General features: G+C 59.2%; 16 protein-coding genes. 4 read left to right on the top strand and 12 right to left on the bottom strand.

Going from position 1 to position 19,854, the window contains the following annotated elements:
* Window positions 1-169: 169 nt before the first annotated feature.
* From QN399_RS02535 to acnA, 3 genes are all read right to left on the bottom strand, one after another.
* A complete protein-coding gene (locus QN399_RS02535; RefSeq protein ID WP_322179871.1) occupies window positions 170-1,735 on the bottom strand; it encodes a PAS domain-containing methyl-accepting chemotaxis protein in 1,566 nt (521 codons plus the stop codon).
* A gap of 124 nt (window positions 1,736-1,859) precedes the next feature.
* Complete coding sequence (locus QN399_RS02530; protein ID WP_322215573.1) at window positions 1,860-2,651, bottom strand: CPBP family intramembrane glutamic endopeptidase; 792 nt, start codon at window positions 2,649-2,651, stop codon at window positions 1,860-1,862.
* Between the two features lie 256 nt (window positions 2,652-2,907).
* The gene (acnA, locus tag QN399_RS02525; protein ID WP_330200509.1) at window positions 2,908-5,649 is read right to left on the bottom strand and encodes an aconitate hydratase AcnA; all 2,742 of its coding nucleotides are present in this window, start codon (window positions 5,647-5,649) and stop codon (window positions 2,908-2,910) included.
* 222 nt (window positions 5,650-5,871) lie between these two features.
* Here acnA and rlmM point away from each other — a divergent pair, with 222 nt between their 5' ends.
* Window positions 5,872-6,936, top strand: coding sequence for a 23S rRNA (cytidine(2498)-2'-O)-methyltransferase RlmM (rlmM, locus tag QN399_RS02520; protein WP_322179868.1), 1,065 nt, complete (start codon window positions 5,872-5,874; stop codon window positions 6,934-6,936).
* An 80-nt stretch (window positions 6,937-7,016) separates the two neighbouring features.
* Window positions 7,017-7,271 carry a sulfurtransferase TusA gene (gene tusA / locus QN399_RS02515; RefSeq protein ID WP_219060542.1) on the top strand — a complete coding sequence of 85 codons (255 nt, stop codon included), beginning with the start codon at window positions 7,017-7,019 and terminating at the stop codon, window positions 7,269-7,271.
* A 36-nt stretch (window positions 7,272-7,307) separates the two neighbouring features.
* Here tusA and QN399_RS02510 read toward each other — a convergent pair whose 3' ends face one another.
* Complete coding sequence (locus tag QN399_RS02510) at window positions 7,308-8,708, bottom strand: MATE family efflux transporter (protein WP_322179867.1); 1,401 nt, start codon at window positions 8,706-8,708, stop codon at window positions 7,308-7,310.
* 139 nt (window positions 8,709-8,847) lie between these two features.
* Between QN399_RS02510 and pdxB the strand changes: the two genes are divergently transcribed.
* Window positions 8,848-9,990, top strand: a complete 1,143-nt coding sequence (gene pdxB / locus QN399_RS02505) for a 4-phosphoerythronate dehydrogenase PdxB (protein ID WP_330200508.1) — start codon at window positions 8,848-8,850, stop codon at window positions 9,988-9,990.
* A gap of 81 nt (window positions 9,991-10,071) precedes the next feature.
* On the opposite strand, the gene QN399_RS02500 is transcribed toward pdxB, so the two are convergent.
* Window positions 10,072-10,248 carry a PA1571 family protein gene (locus tag QN399_RS02500; RefSeq protein WP_219060544.1) on the bottom strand — a complete coding sequence of 59 codons (177 nt, stop codon included), beginning with the start codon at window positions 10,246-10,248 and terminating at the stop codon, window positions 10,072-10,074.
* A 292-nt stretch (window positions 10,249-10,540) separates the two neighbouring features.
* Here QN399_RS02500 and QN399_RS02495 point away from each other — a divergent pair, with 292 nt between their 5' ends.
* Entirely contained in the window at window positions 10,541-12,319 is a 1,779-nt protein-coding gene (locus QN399_RS02495) for an ABC transporter transmembrane domain-containing protein (RefSeq protein ID WP_322215581.1), read from the top strand.
* 36 nt (window positions 12,320-12,355) lie between these two features.
* On the opposite strand, the gene QN399_RS02490 is transcribed toward QN399_RS02495, so the two are convergent.
* The 7 genes from QN399_RS02490 to QN399_RS02460 all read right to left on the bottom strand — a co-directional run bounded on the left by QN399_RS02490 (window position 12,356) and on the right by QN399_RS02460 (window position 19,825).
* Window positions 12,356-12,637: a pyrimidine/purine nucleoside phosphorylase gene (locus QN399_RS02490; protein ID WP_219060546.1), complete on the bottom strand. Its 282-nt coding sequence runs from the start codon at window positions 12,635-12,637 to the stop codon at window positions 12,356-12,358.
* A gap of 105 nt (window positions 12,638-12,742) precedes the next feature.
* Window positions 12,743-13,285 carry an exonuclease domain-containing protein gene (locus QN399_RS02485; protein WP_219060547.1) on the bottom strand — a complete coding sequence of 181 codons (543 nt, stop codon included), beginning with the start codon at window positions 13,283-13,285 and terminating at the stop codon, window positions 12,743-12,745.
* A 48-nt stretch (window positions 13,286-13,333) separates the two neighbouring features.
* Window positions 13,334-15,310: an acetyl/propionyl/methylcrotonyl-CoA carboxylase subunit alpha gene (locus QN399_RS02480; RefSeq protein WP_330200507.1), complete on the bottom strand. Its 1,977-nt coding sequence runs from the start codon at window positions 15,308-15,310 to the stop codon at window positions 13,334-13,336.
* Window positions 15,311-15,334: 24 nt separating this feature from the next.
* On the bottom strand, window positions 15,335-16,141 hold the full coding sequence (locus tag QN399_RS02475; protein ID WP_322179863.1) for an enoyl-CoA hydratase-related protein: 807 nt from the start codon (window positions 16,139-16,141) through the stop codon (window positions 15,335-15,337).
* Entirely contained in the window at window positions 16,138-17,295 is a 1,158-nt protein-coding gene (atuD, locus tag QN399_RS02470) for a citronellyl-CoA dehydrogenase (protein WP_322179862.1), read from the bottom strand. The genes QN399_RS02475 and atuD overlap by 4 nt, the downstream gene beginning before the upstream one ends.
* Before the next feature lie 40 nt (window positions 17,296-17,335).
* Entirely contained in the window at window positions 17,336-18,952 is a 1,617-nt protein-coding gene (atuC, locus tag QN399_RS02465; RefSeq protein WP_322179861.1) for a geranyl-CoA carboxylase subunit beta, read from the bottom strand.
* Between the two features lie 3 nt (window positions 18,953-18,955).
* Window positions 18,956-19,825, bottom strand: coding sequence for an SDR family oxidoreductase (locus tag QN399_RS02460; protein WP_322215592.1), 870 nt, complete (start codon window positions 19,823-19,825; stop codon window positions 18,956-18,958).
* Window positions 19,826-19,854 lie beyond the last annotated feature (29 nt).

Raw genomic sequence — 19,854 nt, 5'->3', positions numbered from 1 at the left:
AGAGGTGGCAAGGTTCTGTCAAGCTGTTCGGGTGGGCCTGTCGTGTTGTTGTGGTCTGCAAGCCGTTCAAATGCCGTATTTCAGAAGCATCCTACATTTCCCAAACGCCACCCAATAAAAAACCCCGACAGACAAAGTCTGTCAGGGTCTTTTTACAACAAATTACCTATTACCGATTAAAACGCTCCACCAGCGAATACTGAGACCGCGCGGTGCTGGTCAGCTCTTCGCTCAGTACGGCCGAGCGGCGGGCTTCGTCGGAGGTTTTATCGGCCAGTTCGGCGATGGTGGTGATCTTGCGGCTGATTTCCTCGGCAACGGCGCTTTGTTCTTCGGTGGCGGCGGCGATTTGGGTGGTCATGTCAGTGATGTTGGCCACTGCGTCGCTGATGCCCACCAGCGCTTTGTCGGCTTCCATAACCCGGGCGACGCCTTCTTCGGCCTGGCGATGCCCGGCGTCCATGGTTTGCACGGCATTGTTGGCGGTTTTTTGCAGTTTGGCGATCAGGCCATGAATCTGCCCGGTGGACTCGGTGGTGCGTTGTGCCAGTTGGCGGACTTCATCGGCGACCACCGCAAAGCCCCGGCCCATTTCCCCGGCGCGTGCCGCTTCAATGGCGGCGTTGAGCGCGAGCAGGTTGGTCTGGTCGGCGATGCCTTTGATGACGTCGACGACGCTGCCGATTTCGTTGCTGTCTTTGGCCAGTTGCGTCACGGTCAGGCCGGTTTCACCGACGGCGGTGGACAGGCGCTGAATCGCTTCGCGGGTTTCACCTGCGATATCACGGCCGCGACGGGTCAGTTCGTTGGCTTGTTGGGTGGCATCGGCCGTGCGTTGCACGTGGCTGGCGACTTCCTGAGTGGTGGCGGCCATCTGGTTGACGGCGGTGGCCACTTGCTCGGTCTCGACACGCTGACGCTCAAGTCCATCGGAGCTGGCGTGGGCGAGGGTGTCGGATCGGCGGGCCTGGTCGTTCAGGTCTTCGGCGGAAGCCTGCAAGCGGGTCAGGCAGGTTTTCAGGCGAGCCTGTTGGCTGAGGATCGACATTTCCAGGCGCGCTTGCGGCCCACGGCTATCGGTATACATTTGGGCGATCAGCGGGTCGGAGGTGGTTTGTTCGGCCAGCTTCAACAATCGCTTGATACCACGTTGCTGCCAGCTCAAGCCGAGCAACCCCAAGGGGACTGACAATGCAGCGGCGAGGGCGAAGCCCCAATTGGAGTTAAGCCAAGCGCCGATCATGAAGCTTAATTGGCTGACCAGGATGAACGGTATCCAGTCCTGTAGGACGGGTAGCCATTTGTCCCGACGAGGAATCGCCGATTTTCCGTTATTGATACGGGTGTACAAGGCTTCCGCGCGACGGATCTGCTCGGCGGTCGGTTTGACCCGCACCGATTCATAGCCCACCACCTGATCGTTTTCAAATATGGGTGTTACATAGGCGTTAACCCAGTAGTGGTCGCCGTTTTTGCTGCGGTTTTTGACAATTCCCATCCATGGCTGACCCTGCTTGAGGGTGTTCCACATGTGGGCGAAAACCGCCGAGGGCACGTCAGGGTGGCGGACGATATTGTGCGGCGCTCTAACCAGTTCCTCTGAGGTGTAACCACTAATTTCAACGAAGGCGTCGTTGCAATAGGTGATCACGCCCTTGGCGTCGGTGGTGGAGATCAACCGCTGTTGAGCGGGAAACGTCCGTTCGCGCTGGGTGATGGGCTGGTTATTACGCATGAGCTTTCGAGTCCGCTGGGCTTTGACGGGGTATCGGCCAAGGCATTGATAAATTGAGCAGGTTTCTTTAATGACCGACGAGTCGCAGGTTTTGACATGAGCCGGTCTTTGATAGCGGCCGTCATTATCGATCAAACATGGGGTAGGTAAACAGGCTGAAATGCACCAGATTCAAACCAAAGTGAGTGATGACCGCTGCCTGGAAACCGCCAAAGCGGTAGGCCAGACCATAGCCTATGCCAGCAAACCCTGACAGTAGCACCCATTGCCAACCCGCGCCCATGTGAGCCAGACCAAATACTGTCGCTGCTGCGGCGATGGCCAGCCCACTGCCGTAGGGCAATTGTTTGAATAGACGGTGAAAGCCGCCCTGGATATAGCCGCGAAACAGCAGTTCTTCGGTCAAGGTCACCAACAACAGGTTATTGACTATCCACAGCCCGCTTTGCGCCGGCCATTTCGGTGCCCACGTGATCATGCCCAATGACACGGCGGCCAGCATGCAAGCGGTGCTGGTGGCAACCAGCGCGATGGTACTGACGATGGCTGATCGGGTGAAACCTGTGCGGGTCAGCACCCACGGGCATATCCATAGAATCCAGAAGCCGATGAGCGGCTTGTCGAGGTTCAGGTACATCGAAAAGGGTGCTGCCTCGGGCGTGAACCGCACACCGGCGATCACGCGCGCGCTGTAAAAACCCGGCAACCAATGGGTGGCCAGCGCCAACGCCAGCAGGAGAAATAGCCCGTGGCCGAACGCGCGGACATAGGTGTCGCTGAACTGCGAGACGCACAGGCCGGCCATGATCAGCAGGGCGATTGACAGCGAGGCAAACAGGTTCAGATAACCGTATGCCAGCGCCATGCCATATCCGAGGGTGAGTAACGTTAATCCTGTCCAGCGCAATGCAGGCATGGGGAAGCTCCTTGTGACCACTCAAAATCCGTTTAGGCGCGGATTCTACCGCTGAATGGTGCGCAAGCCTGTCAGACGCAGCAAGGATATTTCTGATGATTAGGGGAGGGGGATTCCAGTTTTTCCGTAAGGAGCTTCTGAAAGAAGGATTACCGAGCGATTGCGCCCCATTGAAGACGGAGCGCAATCAGTCACGTGATGTGTTCTATAAAGCAGGGTTACCGCCAGGCGTCTTCCTGCTAATAGGACTGTTCAGCTACGAAGCAATCAGCTGGCGCAGCACGTAGTGCAAAATCCCTCCAGCCTTGAAGTATTCAACCTCATTCAGCGTGTCGATCCGGCAAAGCACGTCGAGGGTTTCCTGGCTGCCGTCGTTACGGGTGATGTTCAGTTTCAAACTCATTCCCGGTTGCAGTTCGGTCTTGGTCAGGCCAGTGATGTCGATTTTTTCGTTGCCGGTCAGCTTCATCGTTTTGCGGCTCTGACCGTTCTTGAACTGCAGCGGCAATACGCCCATGCCCACCAGATTGGAGCGGTGAATCCGCTCGAAGCTTTCGGCAATCACGGCTTTGACCCCCAACAGGTTGGTGCCTTTGGCCGCCCAGTCACGGCTTGAGCCCGTGCCATATTCTTGCCCTGCGATCACCACCAGCGGCGTGCCGTCGGCTTGATAACGCATGGCCGCATCGTAAATCGACAGTTTTTCGCCGGTCGGCACATAGAGGGTGTTGCCTCCTTCTTCGCCTCCGAGCATTTCGTTGTGGATGCGGATGTTGGCGAAGGTGCCGCGCATCATGACTTCATGGTTGCCGCGACGAGAGCCGTAGGAGTTGTAGTCCCTTGGCTCTACGCCTTTTTCGCTCAAGTAGTGGCCTGCGGGGCTATCGGCCTTGATATTGCCTGCGGGGGAGATGTGGTCGGTGGTCACCGAGTCGCCGAGTAGCGCCAGGATGCGTGCGCCAGCTACATCCTCGACCACGGGCGGAGGGCCGTCGATACCGTCAAAAAAAGGCGGGTGCTTGATGTAGGTGGAGTCAGACTGCCAGACATACGTTGCTGCCTGCGGTACTGCAATGGCTTGCCATTGCGCGTCACCGGCGAATACCTCGGCATATTCTTTGTGAAACATGCTGGTGTTGACGTTTTCCACCGCCTTGGCGATTTCCTTCTGGCTGGGCCAGATATCGCGCAAGTAAACCGGCTTGCCATCCGAGCCGTTGCCCAGCGGCTCGCTGCTGATATCGATACGTACGGTGCCGGCCAAGGCGTAAGCCACTACCAGCGGCGGGGAGGCCAGCCAGTTGGTTTTTACTAGCGGATGCACACGGCCCTCGAAGTTGCGGTTGCCGGACAGGACTGACGCGACGGTCAGGTCTGACTGTTGAATGGCTTTCTCGATAGGCTCGCGCAGTGGCCCGGAGTTACCGATACAGGTGGTGCAACCATAACCGACCAGATCAAAGCCCAGTTTATCGAGGTACTGGTTCAGACCTGCGGCCTTGTAGTAGTCGGTGACCACTTTCGAGCCGGGTGCCAGCGAGGTCTTGACCCAAGGCTTGCAGGTCAGTCCTTTTTCTACCGCTTTTTTCGCCACCAGCCCGGCAGCCATCATCACGCTGGGGTTGGATGTATTGGTGCAGGAGGTAATCGCGGCGATTACCACTGCGCCATTTTTTAGCCGATAGGTCTGACCTTCGTGTTCGTAGTCCGCTTCACCGATCAGGTCCGCGCTGCCAACGGCAACACCGCCGCCGCCCTCGCTTTCCAGGCGGCCTTCTTCCTTGCCGTTGGGTTTGATTTGCAGGCCGAGGAAATCGGTGAATGCTTGAGCAACATTCGGCAGTGAGACTCGGTCCTGTGGACGCTTCGGCCCGGCGAGACTGGCTTCGACGCTGCCCATATCCAATTCCAGGCTGTCGGTGAATACCGGTTCTTGACCGGCCAGGCGCCACAAGCCTTGCGCTTTGCTGTAGGCCTCCACCAGTTTCACGGTCTCGGTCGGGCGGCCGGACAGGCGCAAGTAATCCAGGGTTACATCGTCTACGGGGAAGAAGCCGCAGGTGGCGCCATATTCCGGGGCCATGTTGGCGATGGTGGCGCGGTCAGCCAATGGCAGGTCCGCCAGTCCGTCGCCATAAAACTCGACGAACTTACCGACTACACCTTTTTTACGCAGCATTTGGGTGACGGTCAGCACCAGATCGGTGGCGGTGATGCCTTCTTTGAGCTTGCCGATCAGCTTGAAGCCGATCACTTCAGGAATCAGCATCGACACCGGTTGGCCGAGCATCGCGGCCTCCGCCTCGATCCCGCCGACGCCCCAGCCAAGTATGCCGAGGCCGTTGATCATGGTGGTGTGGGAGTCGGTCCCAACCAAGGTGTCGGGGAAGGCGTAGGTGCGGCCATCTTCATCCTTGGTCCAGACCGTGCGCCCGAGGTATTCCAAGTTGACCTGGTGACAGATTCCGGTGCCCGGCGGCACCACGCTGAAGTTGTCGAACGCGTTCTGGCCCCACCGTAGAAAGGCATAACGCTCGCCGTTGCGCTGCATTTCGATGTCGACGTTCTGGCCAAAAGCGCTGGCATCGCCGAATTTGTCGACCATTACCGAGTGGTCAATCACCAGGTCCACCGGGGACAGCGGGTTGATGCGCTGAGGGTCTCCACCGGCCTTGGCGACGGCCGCGCGCATCGCGGCCAGATCGACCACTGCTGGCACGCCGGTAAAGTCTTGCATCAGCACCCGCGCCGGGCGGTATTGAATCTCGCGATCCGAGCGTCGCGCGGTGAGCCAGGCAGCCATGGCCTTGAGGTCGGCGCCGGTGACAGTCTTGTTGTCTTCCCAGCGCAGCAGGTTTTCCAGCAGCACCTTGAGCGACATCGGCAGCTTGCTCAGGTCGCCGAGATATTTAGCGGCTTCCGGCAAGCTGAAATAGTGGTAGGTCTTAGTGTCGACTTCTAGTGTTTTGAGGCTTTTCAGGCTATCGAGGGAGGGCATGAAATAACTCCTTTACGAGTCCGCACGGTACGGACCAGGGAATCGAGCAGAATCTAAAACTAGCTCTGATTGGTGGTTCTGGCTAATGACATGAGTATTACTGGACCGCAGAGCGGAGCCAGTGGTTCCTGATTCCGCTATCATGCGCCGGTTTTAAGCGTTGGGGCTGACCCCGAGCGCCGCGCAGTGGCTGAATGTCTCGCCGCTGCCCAGGAGAATTGAATGAACACCCTGTTTATGCACTGCCGGCCAGGCTTCGAAGGTGAAGTCTGTTCCGAGATCGCCGAGCACGCTGCCCGTCTGAACGTGGCGGGTTACGCCAAAGCCAAAACCAACGCCGCCTGTGCCGAGTTCGTCTGTACCGAAGACGATGGCGCCGAGCGCTTGATGAAAGGGCAGCGCTTCGCTCAGTTGATCTTTCCCCGGCAATGGGCGCGTGGCGTTTTTCTCGATTTGCCGGAAACCGACCGCATCAGCGTGATTCTGGCTCAGCTCGCGAACTTCCCGACCTGTGGCAGTCTGTGGCTGGAGGTGGTCGATACCAATGATGGCAAAGAGTTGTCGAACTTCTGTCGCAAATTCGAAGCACCTTTGCGCAAGGCGTTGACCCAAGCCGGCAAGCTGGTGGAAGACGCGAATAAACCGCGACTGCTGCTGACCTTCAAAAGTGGACGCGAAGTATTTCTCGGGATGGCCGACGCGGACAACTCGGCGATGTGGCCCATGGGTATTCCGCGCCTGAAGTTCCCCCGGGAGTCGCCTAGCCGTTCGACCTTGAAACTGGAAGAAGCCTGGCACCACTTCATCCCCCGCGATCAGTGGGATGAGCGCTTGTCTGGCGAGATGACCGCCGTCGATCTGGGGGCCGCACCGGGTGGCTGGACCTATCAATTGGTCCGGCGCGGCATGCTGGTAACGGCCATCGACAACGGTCCCATGGCCGAAAGCTTGATGGACACCGGGCTCGTGCAGCATTTGATGGCGGACGGTTTTACCTTCAAACCGCGTCATCCGGTGGACTGGATGGTCTGCGATATTGTCGAGAAGCCTGCGCGCAACGCTGCGTTGCTGGAGACCTGGCTGGGCGAAGGCTTGTGTCGCGAGGCGGTGGTTAATTTGAAGTTGCCGATGAAGCAGCGTTATGCCGAAGTGCGGCGCTTGCTGCTGCGCATTGAAGAAGGCTTCGAGGCGCGGGGCATCAGGGTCGAAATCGGCTGCAAGCAGCTGTACCACGACCGTGAAGAAGTGACGTGCCATCTGCGGCGTCTGGATGGCAAGCGGCGTTGAATTAGCCCTGTGGGTTTCCACAGGGTTTGGCTGAATCAAATGAATTGAGCGACAATGGCCGCCTGTTTTTGGAGTGTTTTATGTCTGAACCCATCGATACCTTGCCGGTTGACGCTATCCTCGACGCCAGCGGCCTTAATTGCCCGGAACCGGTGATGATGTTGCACCAAAAGGTTCGGGACCTGCAGGCGGGTGGTTTGCTCAAAGTCATCGCCACGGATCCATCGACCCGTCGCGATATCCCCAAGTTTTGCGTGTTTCTCGGGCATGAACTGGTCGAGCAACAGGCAGACGGCGGCACTTACCTGTACTGGATTCGCAAAAAGCTCGATTGATGTGTAACCGCCTGCGATTACAAATTCGGCCGGCTTTCAAGCGTTTGAACTGATCCGAATCCGCTTGCGCGCGCTGCCGGTCAGGCGGATCGAGAGCATCAGTGCTGCGCAGGTCAGGCCGACGATCAGCCCTTGCCACAGGCCGGCTGGGCCACTGGCGGCACCGAGCAGGTCGGTCAGGCCCAAGGCATAACCCACGGGCAGACCAATCCCCCAGTACGCGAACAAGGTCAGGATCATCGTCACGCGAGTGTCTTGATAACCACGCAGGGCACCCGCGGCGGTGACTTGGATTGCGTCCGAAAACTGGAACAAAGCAGCAAACACAATCAGCGACGCAGCCATCTTGATCACCACCGGGTCGGCCGTATAGATCGTCGCGATGTACTCACGCGAGAGCATCATCAAGCTGGCCGAAAAGCACGCATAGGCCAAGGCTGTCGCCATCCCGACCCCGGCCGTGAAGCGCGCTTCCCGAGGCTGGTTACGCCCTAATGCCTGGCCGACGCGCACGGTCACGGCCATGCCCAGCGAGAAGGGGATCATGAACACCAGCGAGCTGAAGTTCAGGGCGATTTGATGCCCTGCCACCACGTTGGAACCGAGGCTGCCGATCAGCAGTGCAATCACTGCAAAAATGCTCGACTCCGCGAACACGGCGATGCCAATGGGCAGGCCGATATCGACCAGGCGCTTGATCGCGGCCCATTGCGGCCACTCGAAACGGCTGAACACTTCGCTGGCTTTGTATACCACTGCGCGCCGCACCCAGCCGGTCATGCCCAGTAAAATGGCCCACATCACAATGGCCGTGGCCCAGCCACAACCGACACCGCCCAAGGCTGGCATGCCGAAATGACCATAGATGAAGATGTAATTCAGCGGAATATTCAGTGCCAGACCGCACAGGCCGAGCACCATGCTTGGTCGGGTTCGGCCCAGGCCGTCGCTGAAGCAGCGAAGCACGTAGAACAGTGCTGTAGCGGGCAGACCGCTGGCAATCCCTCGCAGGTATTGCATGCAGGGTTCGATCAACACCGGGTCGACTTTCATCAGGTGCAGTACCGGTTCGGCGCTCAGCAATAACGCCGACGCGATCAGTCCGACCGCCAACGCCAGCCACAATGCCTGACGCACCAACGCGCCGATTTCTGCGGTATGACCCGCACCATGATGCTGTGCAACCTTGGGCGTGGTTGCCAACAGGATCCCGGTCATCAACAGGTAAACCGGGACCCAGATCGAGTTGCCCAAGGCCACGGCGGCCAGATCTCGCGGGCCGACACTGCCGGCCATCACGGCATCGACGAAGCCCATGGCGGTGTAGGCCAACTGCCCGATCATGATCGGTAGCGCCAACGCCAGCAGCGTGCGCAGTTCCAGGCGTACCCTCGCCGGACGGGTCAAGGCGGGGGAGCGTGTTGTTGCAGAGTTCACAATAAATCCAGAAGCTGACGCAGAAAGCCGGCCATTCTACACTCTTGACACAAGAGTCAGGAATCGAAGTTGTGCAAGACCATGACTGGCCTAGTGAGGGGCCTAGCGCCTACACTGCCGCCGACCTCAGGAGCTCATCATGCGAATTGTTGCCGACGAAAATATACCGCTGCTCGATGCCTTTTTTGCCCAGTACGGTGACATCCGCCGTCTGCCAGGACGCTCGCTCGACCGCGCCGCCGTTGCGGATGCCGACGTATTGCTGGTGCGCTCGGTGACCCAGGTTGATCGGGCACTGCTCGAGGGCAGCCCGGTGCGTTTCGTCGGGACGTGTACCATCGGCACCGATCACCTGGATCTGGATTACTTTCAGGAGGCCGGAATTCAATGGTCCAGCGCCCCCGGTTGCAACGCGCGTGGGGTAGTCGACTACGTGCTGGGCAGTTTGCTGACCCTGGCGGAGATCGAAGGCGTTGATCTGACTCAGCGCACCTATGGCGTGGTTGGTGCCGGTGAGGTAGGCGGGCGACTGGTCAAGGTGTTGCGCGGGCTAGGCTGGAATGTGCGGGTCTGCGATCCGCCCCGTCAGGCGGCAGAAGGCGGCGACTTTGTCAGCCTTGAACAGGTGCTCGAGCACTGCGATGTGATCAGCCTGCACACGCCGCTGAGCAAGGCGGGTGATCAACCGACCTGGCATCTGTTCGATCATTCGCGTTTGCAGCAGCTCAAGCCCGGCAGTTGGTTGATCAACGCCAGCCGGGGTGCGGTCGTCGATAACGCGGCCTTGCGTGAGGTGTTGCTTGAGCGCGAAGACCTGCAAGCGGTGCTTGATGTCTGGGAAGGCGAGCCGCAGGTGGATGTCGTGCTGGCTGACTTGTGTGTCCTGGCCACGCCGCACATCGCCGGTTACAGCCTTGATGGCAGGCAGCGCGGAACGGCGCAGATCTATCAGGCGTTTTGCGCATACCTGGGGCAAACACCGCGTATCAGCCTGGACAGCTTGTTGCCAAAACCTTGGCTGGCGCAGGTCAGCCTGAATGCCAACAGTGATCCAGCCTGGGCACTGGCTATGCTGTGCCGTGGGGTCTATGACCTGCGCCGCGACGACGCAGACTTTCGCCGCAGCCTGATTGGCGATACAAACAGTCGTCGTCTGGCGTTTGATGCGTTACGCAAACACTACCCTGCTCGTCGTGAAATCGAAGGGCTGGCCGTGAATATCCTGGGTGAGTCGCCGCAATTGCAGCGGGTCGTGACGGCATTGGGTGCGGTATTGGTTTAAATCACAAACCCTGTGGAAACATCGATATCGCAGGCAGAAAAAACCCGGCACCAAGGCCGGGTTTAAAAAAACTGTGCAGCATCAATCTTGTTTTACGGGTTTGACCCAATGTTTGTCGCATTCTTGACACGCGACCTGAACCATCTCTTCGGTGATCAGGATCTCGCGTCCATCCTTATCAAGAATCGCGCCCCCGACAGGCAAGGTTGGGGTAGCTCGAACGACCGGTACGTGATTGGTGCTGTTTTGCAAGCTCATGGCCTGTCTCCTCATCAGGTTGTGCGCTTCAAAGTAAACCCGCTTGATGACCGCGCCGTGACATTCCTTCCGCGCATTCAAACGGCAGCCCAAGTCCAGCAGAAATGATTAAAAACTGCCAGCATGGCGTTAGATCAAAACTGTCTAACCCTTATAGAACGACGACATATCAACGCTGACCCGGCGTCACTGCCCTGGTTCATTTCAGCGCAGGCAACGTTATCGAGGGATTCGCCCGCGCCGCAGGTGTAGGCTCTTTGACTCAAGTCTTTTCGGCAGGCAGGTCACCTCCATGGTTTCAGTGTTTTCCAGTCGCCAGCGCAATGCCATTCGTCTGGCCGTGCGTTTTATCGCGCCGTATAGCTGGCAGTCACTGGGCGCTTTGCTGGCCTTGATCGTGACTGCTGGCATCACCTTGTCCATGGGCCAAGGCATTCGTCTGTTGGTGGATCAGGGGTTCATGACCCAGTCGCCGCAGTTGCTCAACCGTTCGATTGAGTTCTTTCTGCTGCTGGTGGTGGGGCTCGCGGTTGGCACTTTTGCCCGGTTCTACCTGGTGTCATGGATTGGCGAACGGGTGGTGGCCGATATCCGCAAGCAGGTGTTCAATCACCTGATCAACCTGCATCCAGGCTTTTATGAAAACAACCGTAGCTCGGAAATTCAGTCGCGGTTGACCGCCGACACCACGTTATTGCAGTCGGTGATTGGTTCGTCGTTATCGATGTTCCTGCGCAACCTGCTGATGGTCATCGGCGGCATTTTTTTGTTGTTTTTCACCAACCCCAAGCTCACCAGCATCGTGGTCGTGGCCCTGCCGCTGGTGGTTGCCCCGATTCTGATTTTCGGCCGTCGGGTGCGCAGCCTGTCGCGCTTGAGCCAGGACCGGATTGCCGATGTCGGCAGTTATGTCGCAGAAGCATTGGGCCAGATCAAAACCGTGCAGGCCTACAACCATCAGCAGCAGGACAAACAACGTTTCGCGGTGACCGCGGAAGAGGCGTTCGACACCGCCCGCAAACGCATTTTGCAGCGTTCATGGCTGATCACCCTGGTCATCGTTCTGGTATTGGGCGCCGTGGGGGTGATGCTGTGGGTGGGCGGTATGGACGTGATTGCCGGGCGTATTTCAGGGGGAGAGCTGGCAGCGTTCGTTTTCTATAGCCTGATCGTTGGCAGCGCCTTTGGCACCCTGAGTGAAGTCATTGGCGAGTTGCAGCGCGCGGCGGGTGCGGCTGAGCGGATTGCCGAGCTGCTGCAGGCGCCCAGTGAGATCGAGCCGCCGGTCAGTGATCTGCTGCATCTGCCGGAGCGGGTCAGTGGGCGCCTGACCCTCGAAGACGTAAGTTTTGCGTACCCGTCACGGCCAGAGCGTAACGCTATCGATGGTTTTAGCTTGAGCATCGAACCGGGCGAAACCCTGGCACTGGTGGGGCCTTCAGGTGCGGGAAAGTCGACATTGTTCGATCTGCTGCTGCGTTTTTACGACCCGCAAACGGGGCGTATTCTGGTCGAAGGGTTGCCGATTACCCAGCTTGATCCACTGGACTTGCGACGCTGTTTTGCCATGGTTTCGCAAACACCCGCGCTGTTTTTTGGCAGTGTCGAAGAGAACATCCGCTACGGCAATCCCGACGCAACTGACGAGCAAGTTCAGGCCGCCGCGAGGATCGCCCATGCTCATGAATTCATTTTGCAGATGCCCGAAGGCTATCAGACCCATCTGGGCGATGGCGGGCTTGGGCTGTCTGGCGGCCAGCGTCAACGTCTGGCCATTGCCCGAGCGTTGTTGGTCGATGCGCCGATTCTGTTGTTAGATGAGGCGACCAGCGCGCTGGATGCTCAGAGCGAGCACCTGATTCAGCAAGCCCTGCCGAGTTTGATGAAAGGCCGCACGACGCTGGTGATTGCCCACCGCCTGGCCACGGTACAAAACGCCGACCGTATTGCGGTGATCGATCAGGGGCGTTTGATTGCGGTCGGCACCCACCACCAACTGATCGCGAGCAGCCCGCTGTATGCACGGCTAGCAGCGTTGCAGTTCAATGCACATCAGGAGGCGGTGGTTTGAAAAGGTGACGCGGAGCATCACTCGATCACGCGTGACTCAGCGGTATTCACACAGATAAGCGCTGTCTTCCAGCACTTCCAGATTGAATTTGCTGTTGGCCGGTACATTGAACTGGCTGCCGGACGTGAAGGTTTCCCACACGTCGCTGTCCGGCAGTTTGACTTTCAAGGCGCCGGAGATGACGTGCATGATTTCACGCTTGCTGGTACCGAATTCGTATTTGCCCGCCGCCATGACGCCGATCGTGGCATCGCCTTCCGCCTGACGGAACGCAATCGATTTTACGGTGCCGTCGAAGTATTCGTTGACTTTAAACATGGGCGATTCCTCGAAGATAAGGGTTACAAAAGATCGCTCAGTATGCCGAACGTATAAAAGGCCGTCATCCGCTTTAAAAAAGGCGTCATGTTGGCAGGCTACTCATCACGTCGGAAGTATCAGTGGCAGGAGTCGCGCTGTATTGCGTGCGTCGACCAGCGCCCGGTGCTGTTGCCCGTTGAACTGCATGCCGGCCAGTTGTAACGCGCCGTTCAAGCCCAGTGGACGTTGCAGTTTGCGGGCCTCGATAAAACGTTGTTTGAGGTTGATGTGGGGCAGGGTGCTCAAGGCGCTGGTCAGTTGTTGCTGCTGCCATTCCTGCTCCAGTTGCCGGCGATCATACTCACCCCAACTGGCCCACCCTTCCAGGCGTGGCAGGTGATGGCTGAGCCAGCGTTCGAACTGCGGCCAGACGCTGGTCAACGGCGCAGCATTGTCGATATTGACCTGGCTGATGTGCGTCAGCTCCCGGCAAAAGCGGGTCAGCTGCGGACGGCGCAAAGGCCGCACGAAGCGCTCGAAGTGATCCAGCTCCCGGCCGTCCTGATTGACCAGGCTCACGCCGATCTCAATGATCTCCATCTCGGCCAATGGCCAGCCGCCGTCCTCTGTTGTGGCTTCCAGATCAATCACCAGCCAGTGCGGCATATCAAACTCCGATCAAACAGCGCTAAGGTGAGTTGAGCGTAGACACAATCAGCCTGCTACGTCCAATGGCGCGACCTCCAGCAACACCTGGCGGTTTTTTACCTGATCACCTTGAATCACGTGCAGACGACGAATGACCCCGTCGATTCCGGCCTTGAGCGGGTGTTCCATCTTCATGGCTTCGAGCACCAGCAACAATTGGCCGCGGCTGACGGTCGCCCCTTCGCTGACCAGTACATCGACAATCGCGCCGTCCATGGGCGCTTTCAGGGTGCCTGAGTGAACGTTGATCTGGCCTTTGACAAGGGCGTGGGTCAGGTCGAGTACGTGTAGATTGCTTGAGTTGCTGTGCAGCCAGAGCACGTCGGCGTCCAGATGATAGGCATACCGACGACGCACACCCTCGACCTCGACATTCGCCCGGCGGCCGTCGGTATCAAGCACGTGCAGGCTGATCAGCGTTTCCGCCACCAGCACGTCCAGGCGCTCAGCGTTCGGACTCAGCTCCACGGCGAATGTGTGTTCGCCATGTCCCAATCGATAGTGTGACGGGCCTGTGGCGCTATTGCCCCAGCCTGTACGCTGGGCGGGATGTGTCTTGGCCGAGGCGAGATAAAACAAGGCCGCAGCCATCGCCAGTTCAATGGCGGTGGGCGAATGAGGGTGCAGGCAAGGAGCGTCGGTGAAGTGATCGCCGATAAAACCGGTGCTGACAGCGCCCGCGACGAACTGCGGGTGTTTCAGCAGAGAGGCCAGCAATTGCTGGTTGCTGTTGATGCCCAACAGTACGCAATCTTCCACGGCTCGCAACAGCTTGCGTCGGGCCTCTTCACGTGTGGCGCCGTGGGCGATGATTTTGCCCAGCATCGGGTCATAGAACGGGCTGACGTGCTGACCTTCCAGTACCCCATGATCGACACGTACACCGTCACACAGCGCGGGTTGCCAGTGCACGATCTGGCCGGTCTGCGGCATGAAACCCTGCGCCGGGTCCTCGGCGTAAAGCCGCACTTCCATCGCGTGACCCAGGGGTTGGATCTGCTCCTGACGCAGCGGTAAGGGATCGCCTGCCGCCACTTGAATCTGCCAGGCGACCAGATCTTGGCCGGTGATCATTTCGGTCACCGGGTGTTCGACCTGCAAGCGCGTGTTCATTTCCAGAAAGTAGAACCGCCCACGCTGATCAAGCAGAAACTCGACGGTGCCCGCGCCGACGTAATGTACTGCGCTGGCGGCCTGTAACGCTGCGGCGCCCATGGCGGCGCGCAGCTCCGGGGTCATGATCGGGCAGGGTGCTTCTTCGATGATCTTCTGATGCCGACGTTGCACCGAGCAGTCACGTTCGCCGAGGTAAACCAGATTGCCGTGGCTGTCGCCGAAGATCTGCATTTCCACGTGACGCGGTCTGATCAGCGCCTGCTCGAGAATCAGTTCGCTGGAGCCGAAAGCGTTTTGCGCTTCCGACCGTGCGGTGCGCAGGTGTTCGAGCAGGTGTTGGGCCTTTTCCACCAGGCGCATGCCCCGGCCACCGCCACCGGCGCTGGCTTTGATCATCAGTGGGTAGCCAATCCGTTCAGCTTCGCGGCCGAGGCTGGCATCATCCTGCTCAGCGCCTTGATAGCCAGCGATACACGGCACTCCGGCCTCGATCATCGCCAGTTTGGACAGGCGCTTGCTGCCCATCAGCTCGATCGCTTCCGCGCTGGGACCGATGAAGACCAGACTCGCCGCTGCGCAGGCCAGGGCAAAATCAGCGTTCTCTGACAAAAAACCATAACCGGGATGAATTGCATCGGCGCCCGTGCGTCTGGCTGCGTCGATGATCGCTTCGATGTTCAGGTACGACTGCTGCACCTGTGCCGGGCCGATGCACACTGCTTCGTCCGCCAGCTGCACGTGGCGTGCGTGCGCATCCGCTTCGCTGAACACGGCCACGGTGCGATAGCCCAGACGGTGTGCCGTGTGCAAAACACGGCAGGCAATTTCGCCGCGGTTGGCGATGAGGATTTTGTTGAAGGCTGGCATTCGTGGCATCCTTTGTTCTGGGGGCTAGAAGCTGCTTTTCGCCCATACGGGTTCGCGTTTTTGCACGAAAGCCAGCGTGCCTTCTACACCTTCGGTGCCGACGATTGCAGTGCTGAACGCTTCGGCCGCCTGATCCAGCAGGGCGCCGAGCGGCACATCAGCGGTGGCCAGCAACAAGGCTTTGGTCGTGGCATTCGCGCCGGGTGCACAGCGCAAGACCTGCTCCAACACATCGCTCAAGCGTTCGGCCATGGCGTGCGCGTCGCGCTCAACAAAGTGCACCAGCCCCAGGCGTCCGGCTTCTTCGCCATCAAAGCGTGCGGCGGTCAGCGCCAGGCGCCGGGTCTGAGTCAGGCCGATGCGCTTGACCACGAACGGGGCGATTTGCGCCGGGATCAGGCCGAGGCTGGTTTCTGGCAGACCGAATTGCGCCTGATGATGGGCAATGGCGACGTCGCTGACGCAGGCCAGGCCAAAGCCGCCACCCAGCACCGCGCCTTCCAGCACCGCGACCACCACCTGCGGGGCTTTTTCCGCTTCTTCCAGCAGCGCGCCAAATGCGCGACTCAATGCCTTGTAAGCCTCGGCGCCTTGGCCTCGGGCGTTGGCCATGTCCCTGATGTCGCCACCGGCGCAGAAATGCCCGCCGGCACCGCACAGCACCAGCGCCCGCACTTGCGGGTCTTCACGCACCCCGGCCAGCACGGCGCGCAGTTCACCGACCATTTGCAGGCTCATGGCGTTGCGGCTCTCGGGCCGATTAAGGGTGATGTGCAGCACGCCACCGTGGCTGTTCAGCAGCAGCGTGTGGCACGCGGGTAACAGGCTCATGCTTTTTTACCGGGCAGGATGTTCATCAGTTTGCAGATAATCCCGAGCATGATTTCGTCGGCGCCGCCGCCAATCGACACCAGGCGCACATCGCGATAAGCGCGAGAAACAGGGTTGTCCCACATGAAACCCATGCCGCCCCAATATTGCAGGCAACTGTCGCTGACTTCGCGGCCCAGTCGTCCGGCCTTGAGTTTGGCCATCGATGCCAGTTTGGTCACGTCGCGGCCCTTCACGTACTGCTCGGTCGCCTGATAGACCAGGGCTCGCAGGCATTCGATTTCGGTTTGCAGTTCGGCCAGGCGGAAGTGGATCACCTGATTGTCGATCAGCGCGTTGCCGAACGTTTTGCGCTCGCGACAGTACTCGATGGTGCTGTCGACGCAGTATTCCAGGCCCTTGATCATGTTGGCGGCACCGAATAGACGCTCTTCCTGGAACTGCAGCATTTGCATCATGAACCCTGCACCTTCGTGACCGATGCGGTTGCGTTGGGGGACGCGTACGTTATCGAAAAACACCTGGGCGGTTTCCGAGCTGCGCATGCCGAGCTTGTCCAGGTGTGGGCTGAGGCTGATGCCGGGGCTGTTCATAGGCACCATGATCAGTGACTTGTTTACATGGGCTTTGTCGTCCGAAGTGTTGGCCAGCAAGCAAATGAAGTCCGCGCTCGGAGCGTTGGTGATCCACATTTTGCTGCCATTGATCACGTAGTCGGTGCCGTCTTTCTTCGCGCTGGTCTTGAGCCCTGCGACATCGGAGCCAGCGCCGACTTCGGATACGCCAATACAGCCGACCTGTTCGCCGGAGATGGCCGGGCGCAGGAATTCTTCGCGCAACTCATCGGAGCCGAAGCGCGCCAGCGCAGGGGTGCACATGTCGGTCTGCACGCCGATGGACATCGGGATGCCGCCGCAGTGGATGGTGCCAAACTCTTCGGCGGCGACGATGGAGTAGCTGTAATCCAGGCCCATACCACCAAACTGTTCGGGTTTGGAAATGCCCAATAGACCCAGTTCGCCGGCTTTCTTGAACAGCTCATGGATCGGGAAACGGCCCGCTTTTTCCCATTCATCGACGTGCGGATTGATCTCCTTGTCGACAAAATTACGCACGGTGCGCCGCAGTGCTTCGTGTTCCTGGGTGAAGATCATTTTTATTGTTCTCCTTTGGAAATCGCCTACGGGTTCAACATCAGAATCGCGCCACGCCGAAACTATTCGGTTGCAGTGGTCTCACCGCCGCTTCCTGACAAATATCCAGCAGATAACCGAGCAAGGTTCGGGTATCGCGAGGGTCGATCAGGCCGTCATCCCACAGGCTGGCCGTGCCGTACAGCGCCCCGGACTGACTGTCGAGCTTCTGTGCGGTCACCTGTTCCAGCATGTCGAGCATCTTCGGGTCCGGGTCGAGTCCGGCTTTGATGTGTTTGGCCTCGGTGACGATGCGCAACACCTTGCCGGCCTGGGCTCCGCCCATCACTGCGGTTCGGCTGTTGGGCCAGGCAAAGATAAAGCGCGGGTCCAGTCCTCGGCCGCACATGGCGTAGTTGCCTGCGCCGTAGGAGCCACCGACCACGATGGTCAGTTTCGGCACCCTGGCATTCGCCACGGCCTGAATCATCTTCGCCCCATGCTTGATCACGCCGTGTTGTTCGGACTCGGTACCGACCATGAAACCGGTGGTGTTGTGGAAGAACAGTAGCGGCGTCTGGCTTTGGTCGCACAGCTGAATGAATTGTGCGGCCTTGCTCGCGCCTTTGGGCGTGATCGGCCCGTTGTTGCCGATAAACCCGCAGGGCTGGCCTTCAATCTGCAAATGACCGCAGACGGTTTGCTGGTCGTATTCGCCTTTGAATTCGAGGAATACCGAACCATCGGCCAGGCGGGCAATGATTTCACGCACGTCATAGGGCTTTTTCGGGTCGTGGGGGATCAGCCCAAGCAGCTCGTCAATGGGGTAGCGCGGTGCTTGATAAGCCGGACGCGCACGCATCGGCAACTGGGCATTCCACGGCAGCAGGGCGATGATTTCGCGCACGATGCGCAGGCCATCGGCGTCGTTTTCCGCCAAGTACTCTGCGGTGCCGGCAATTTGCGCGTGCATCTCTGCACCGCCCAGCTCTTCATCAGTCGCAATTTCTCCGGTCGCCGCCTTGAGCAACGGCGGACCGGCGAGAAACAGTTTGGCCTTGCCGCGCACCACCACCACGTAATCCGACAGTCCTGGCTGATAAGCGCCGCCAGCCGTGGAGGAGCCGTGCACCACGGTGATTTGCGGCAAGCCCATGGCCGACATCCGCGCCTGATTGGCAAACCCTCGCGCACCCTCGACGAAAATCTCCGCCGCATAGTTGAGATTGGCGCCGCCGCTTTCGGCCAGGGTCACCACCGGCAGTTTGTTTTCCATGGCGATCTGTTGCAGGCGCAGGGATTTTTTCAGGCCGCTGGGGGAAATAGTGCCCCCCCGGATAGCGCTGTTATTGGCGACCACCAGCACACGCACCCCGGACACATAACCGATGCCGGCAATCAGCCCGCCACCGGCCTGACTGCCGTCCTTGTCGTCATGCAGTTTGTAGCCAGCGAGTGAAGCCAGTTCGAGAAACGGCGCGCCGGGATCAAGCAACAGGTTCAGGCGTTCGCGGGGCAACAGCTGGCCTCGCTTGTCGAACTTGGGCTTGGCTTCAAGGGCTTTGTCCAACAGCACCCGTTCAAGTTGTCGCACCTGCGCGATACTCGCCAGCATGGCCTCGCGGTTCTGAGCAAAGCTCGTGCTGTGGCAATCGAGCTGCGATTCAATCATCGGCATGCGCTACTCCTTGTCCTTCAAGACATCGGGCAGATAGGCGCGATGAAAGCCGTTATACGACTCGCTGTTCTGCGCCTTGTGCAATGGCCAGGCGCGACTGCCAAGGCTCGCGGCACCATCAATGCGCAGGGTGCTGCCGCTGATGAACGCCGCCCCGGGGCTGAGCAAAAAAACAATCGCCGCGCTGACCTCGGATTCGGTGCCAATGCGCTTGAGCGGTACATGCTCGCGCAAGGTGGGAATTACTGCCTTGAACGCACCTTCATACGTATCCATGCCGCTGGATGCTATCCACCCTGGGGCCACGGCGTTGACGCGGACTCCTGCATAAGCCCATTCAACCGCAGCGGTTTTGGTGAGGTTTTCCATGCCTGAACGGGCGGCACCGGAATGGCCCATGCCGGGCATTCCGCCCCACATGTCGGCGAGCATGTTGACGATGGCGCCACCGTGCCGGCTCATGGATTGATTGAATACCTCGCGCGCCATCAGGAAACCACCGACCAGATTGGTGCGCATCACGGTTTCGAAACCCTTCTGATTGATCGAGGCCAGTGGGGCGGGGTATTGGCCGCCGGCGTTGTTGACCAGCCCATGAATCGGCCCGTGCTCGGCAACCACCTGAGTGATCAGCGCCTTGACCCGATCTTCTTCGCGGATGTCGCACACCTGCCAACTGACCTGGCCTCCGTCTTCGGTGATCTCGGCGCTCACCTGCTCGAGTTTCGCCTGCTTGCGCCCGACCAACACCACATGGGCGCCAAGGGCTGCCAACTCATGGGCGGTGCAACGGCCGATACCGCTGCCACCACCGGTGACGATATGAGTCTGCCCGCGGAACAAGTCGGGTCTGAAGACCGAATCGTATGCCATGTATCACCCCTTCTTATTTTGAGTTCGGA

The organism is Pseudomonas sp. 10C3, assembly GCF_036346185.1.
Classification (GTDB): Bacteria; Pseudomonadota; Gammaproteobacteria; order Pseudomonadales; family Pseudomonadaceae; genus Aquipseudomonas.
Note: the sequence above shows the minus strand (reverse complement) of the source record. Positions and strands in the feature narration are given on the sequence as shown.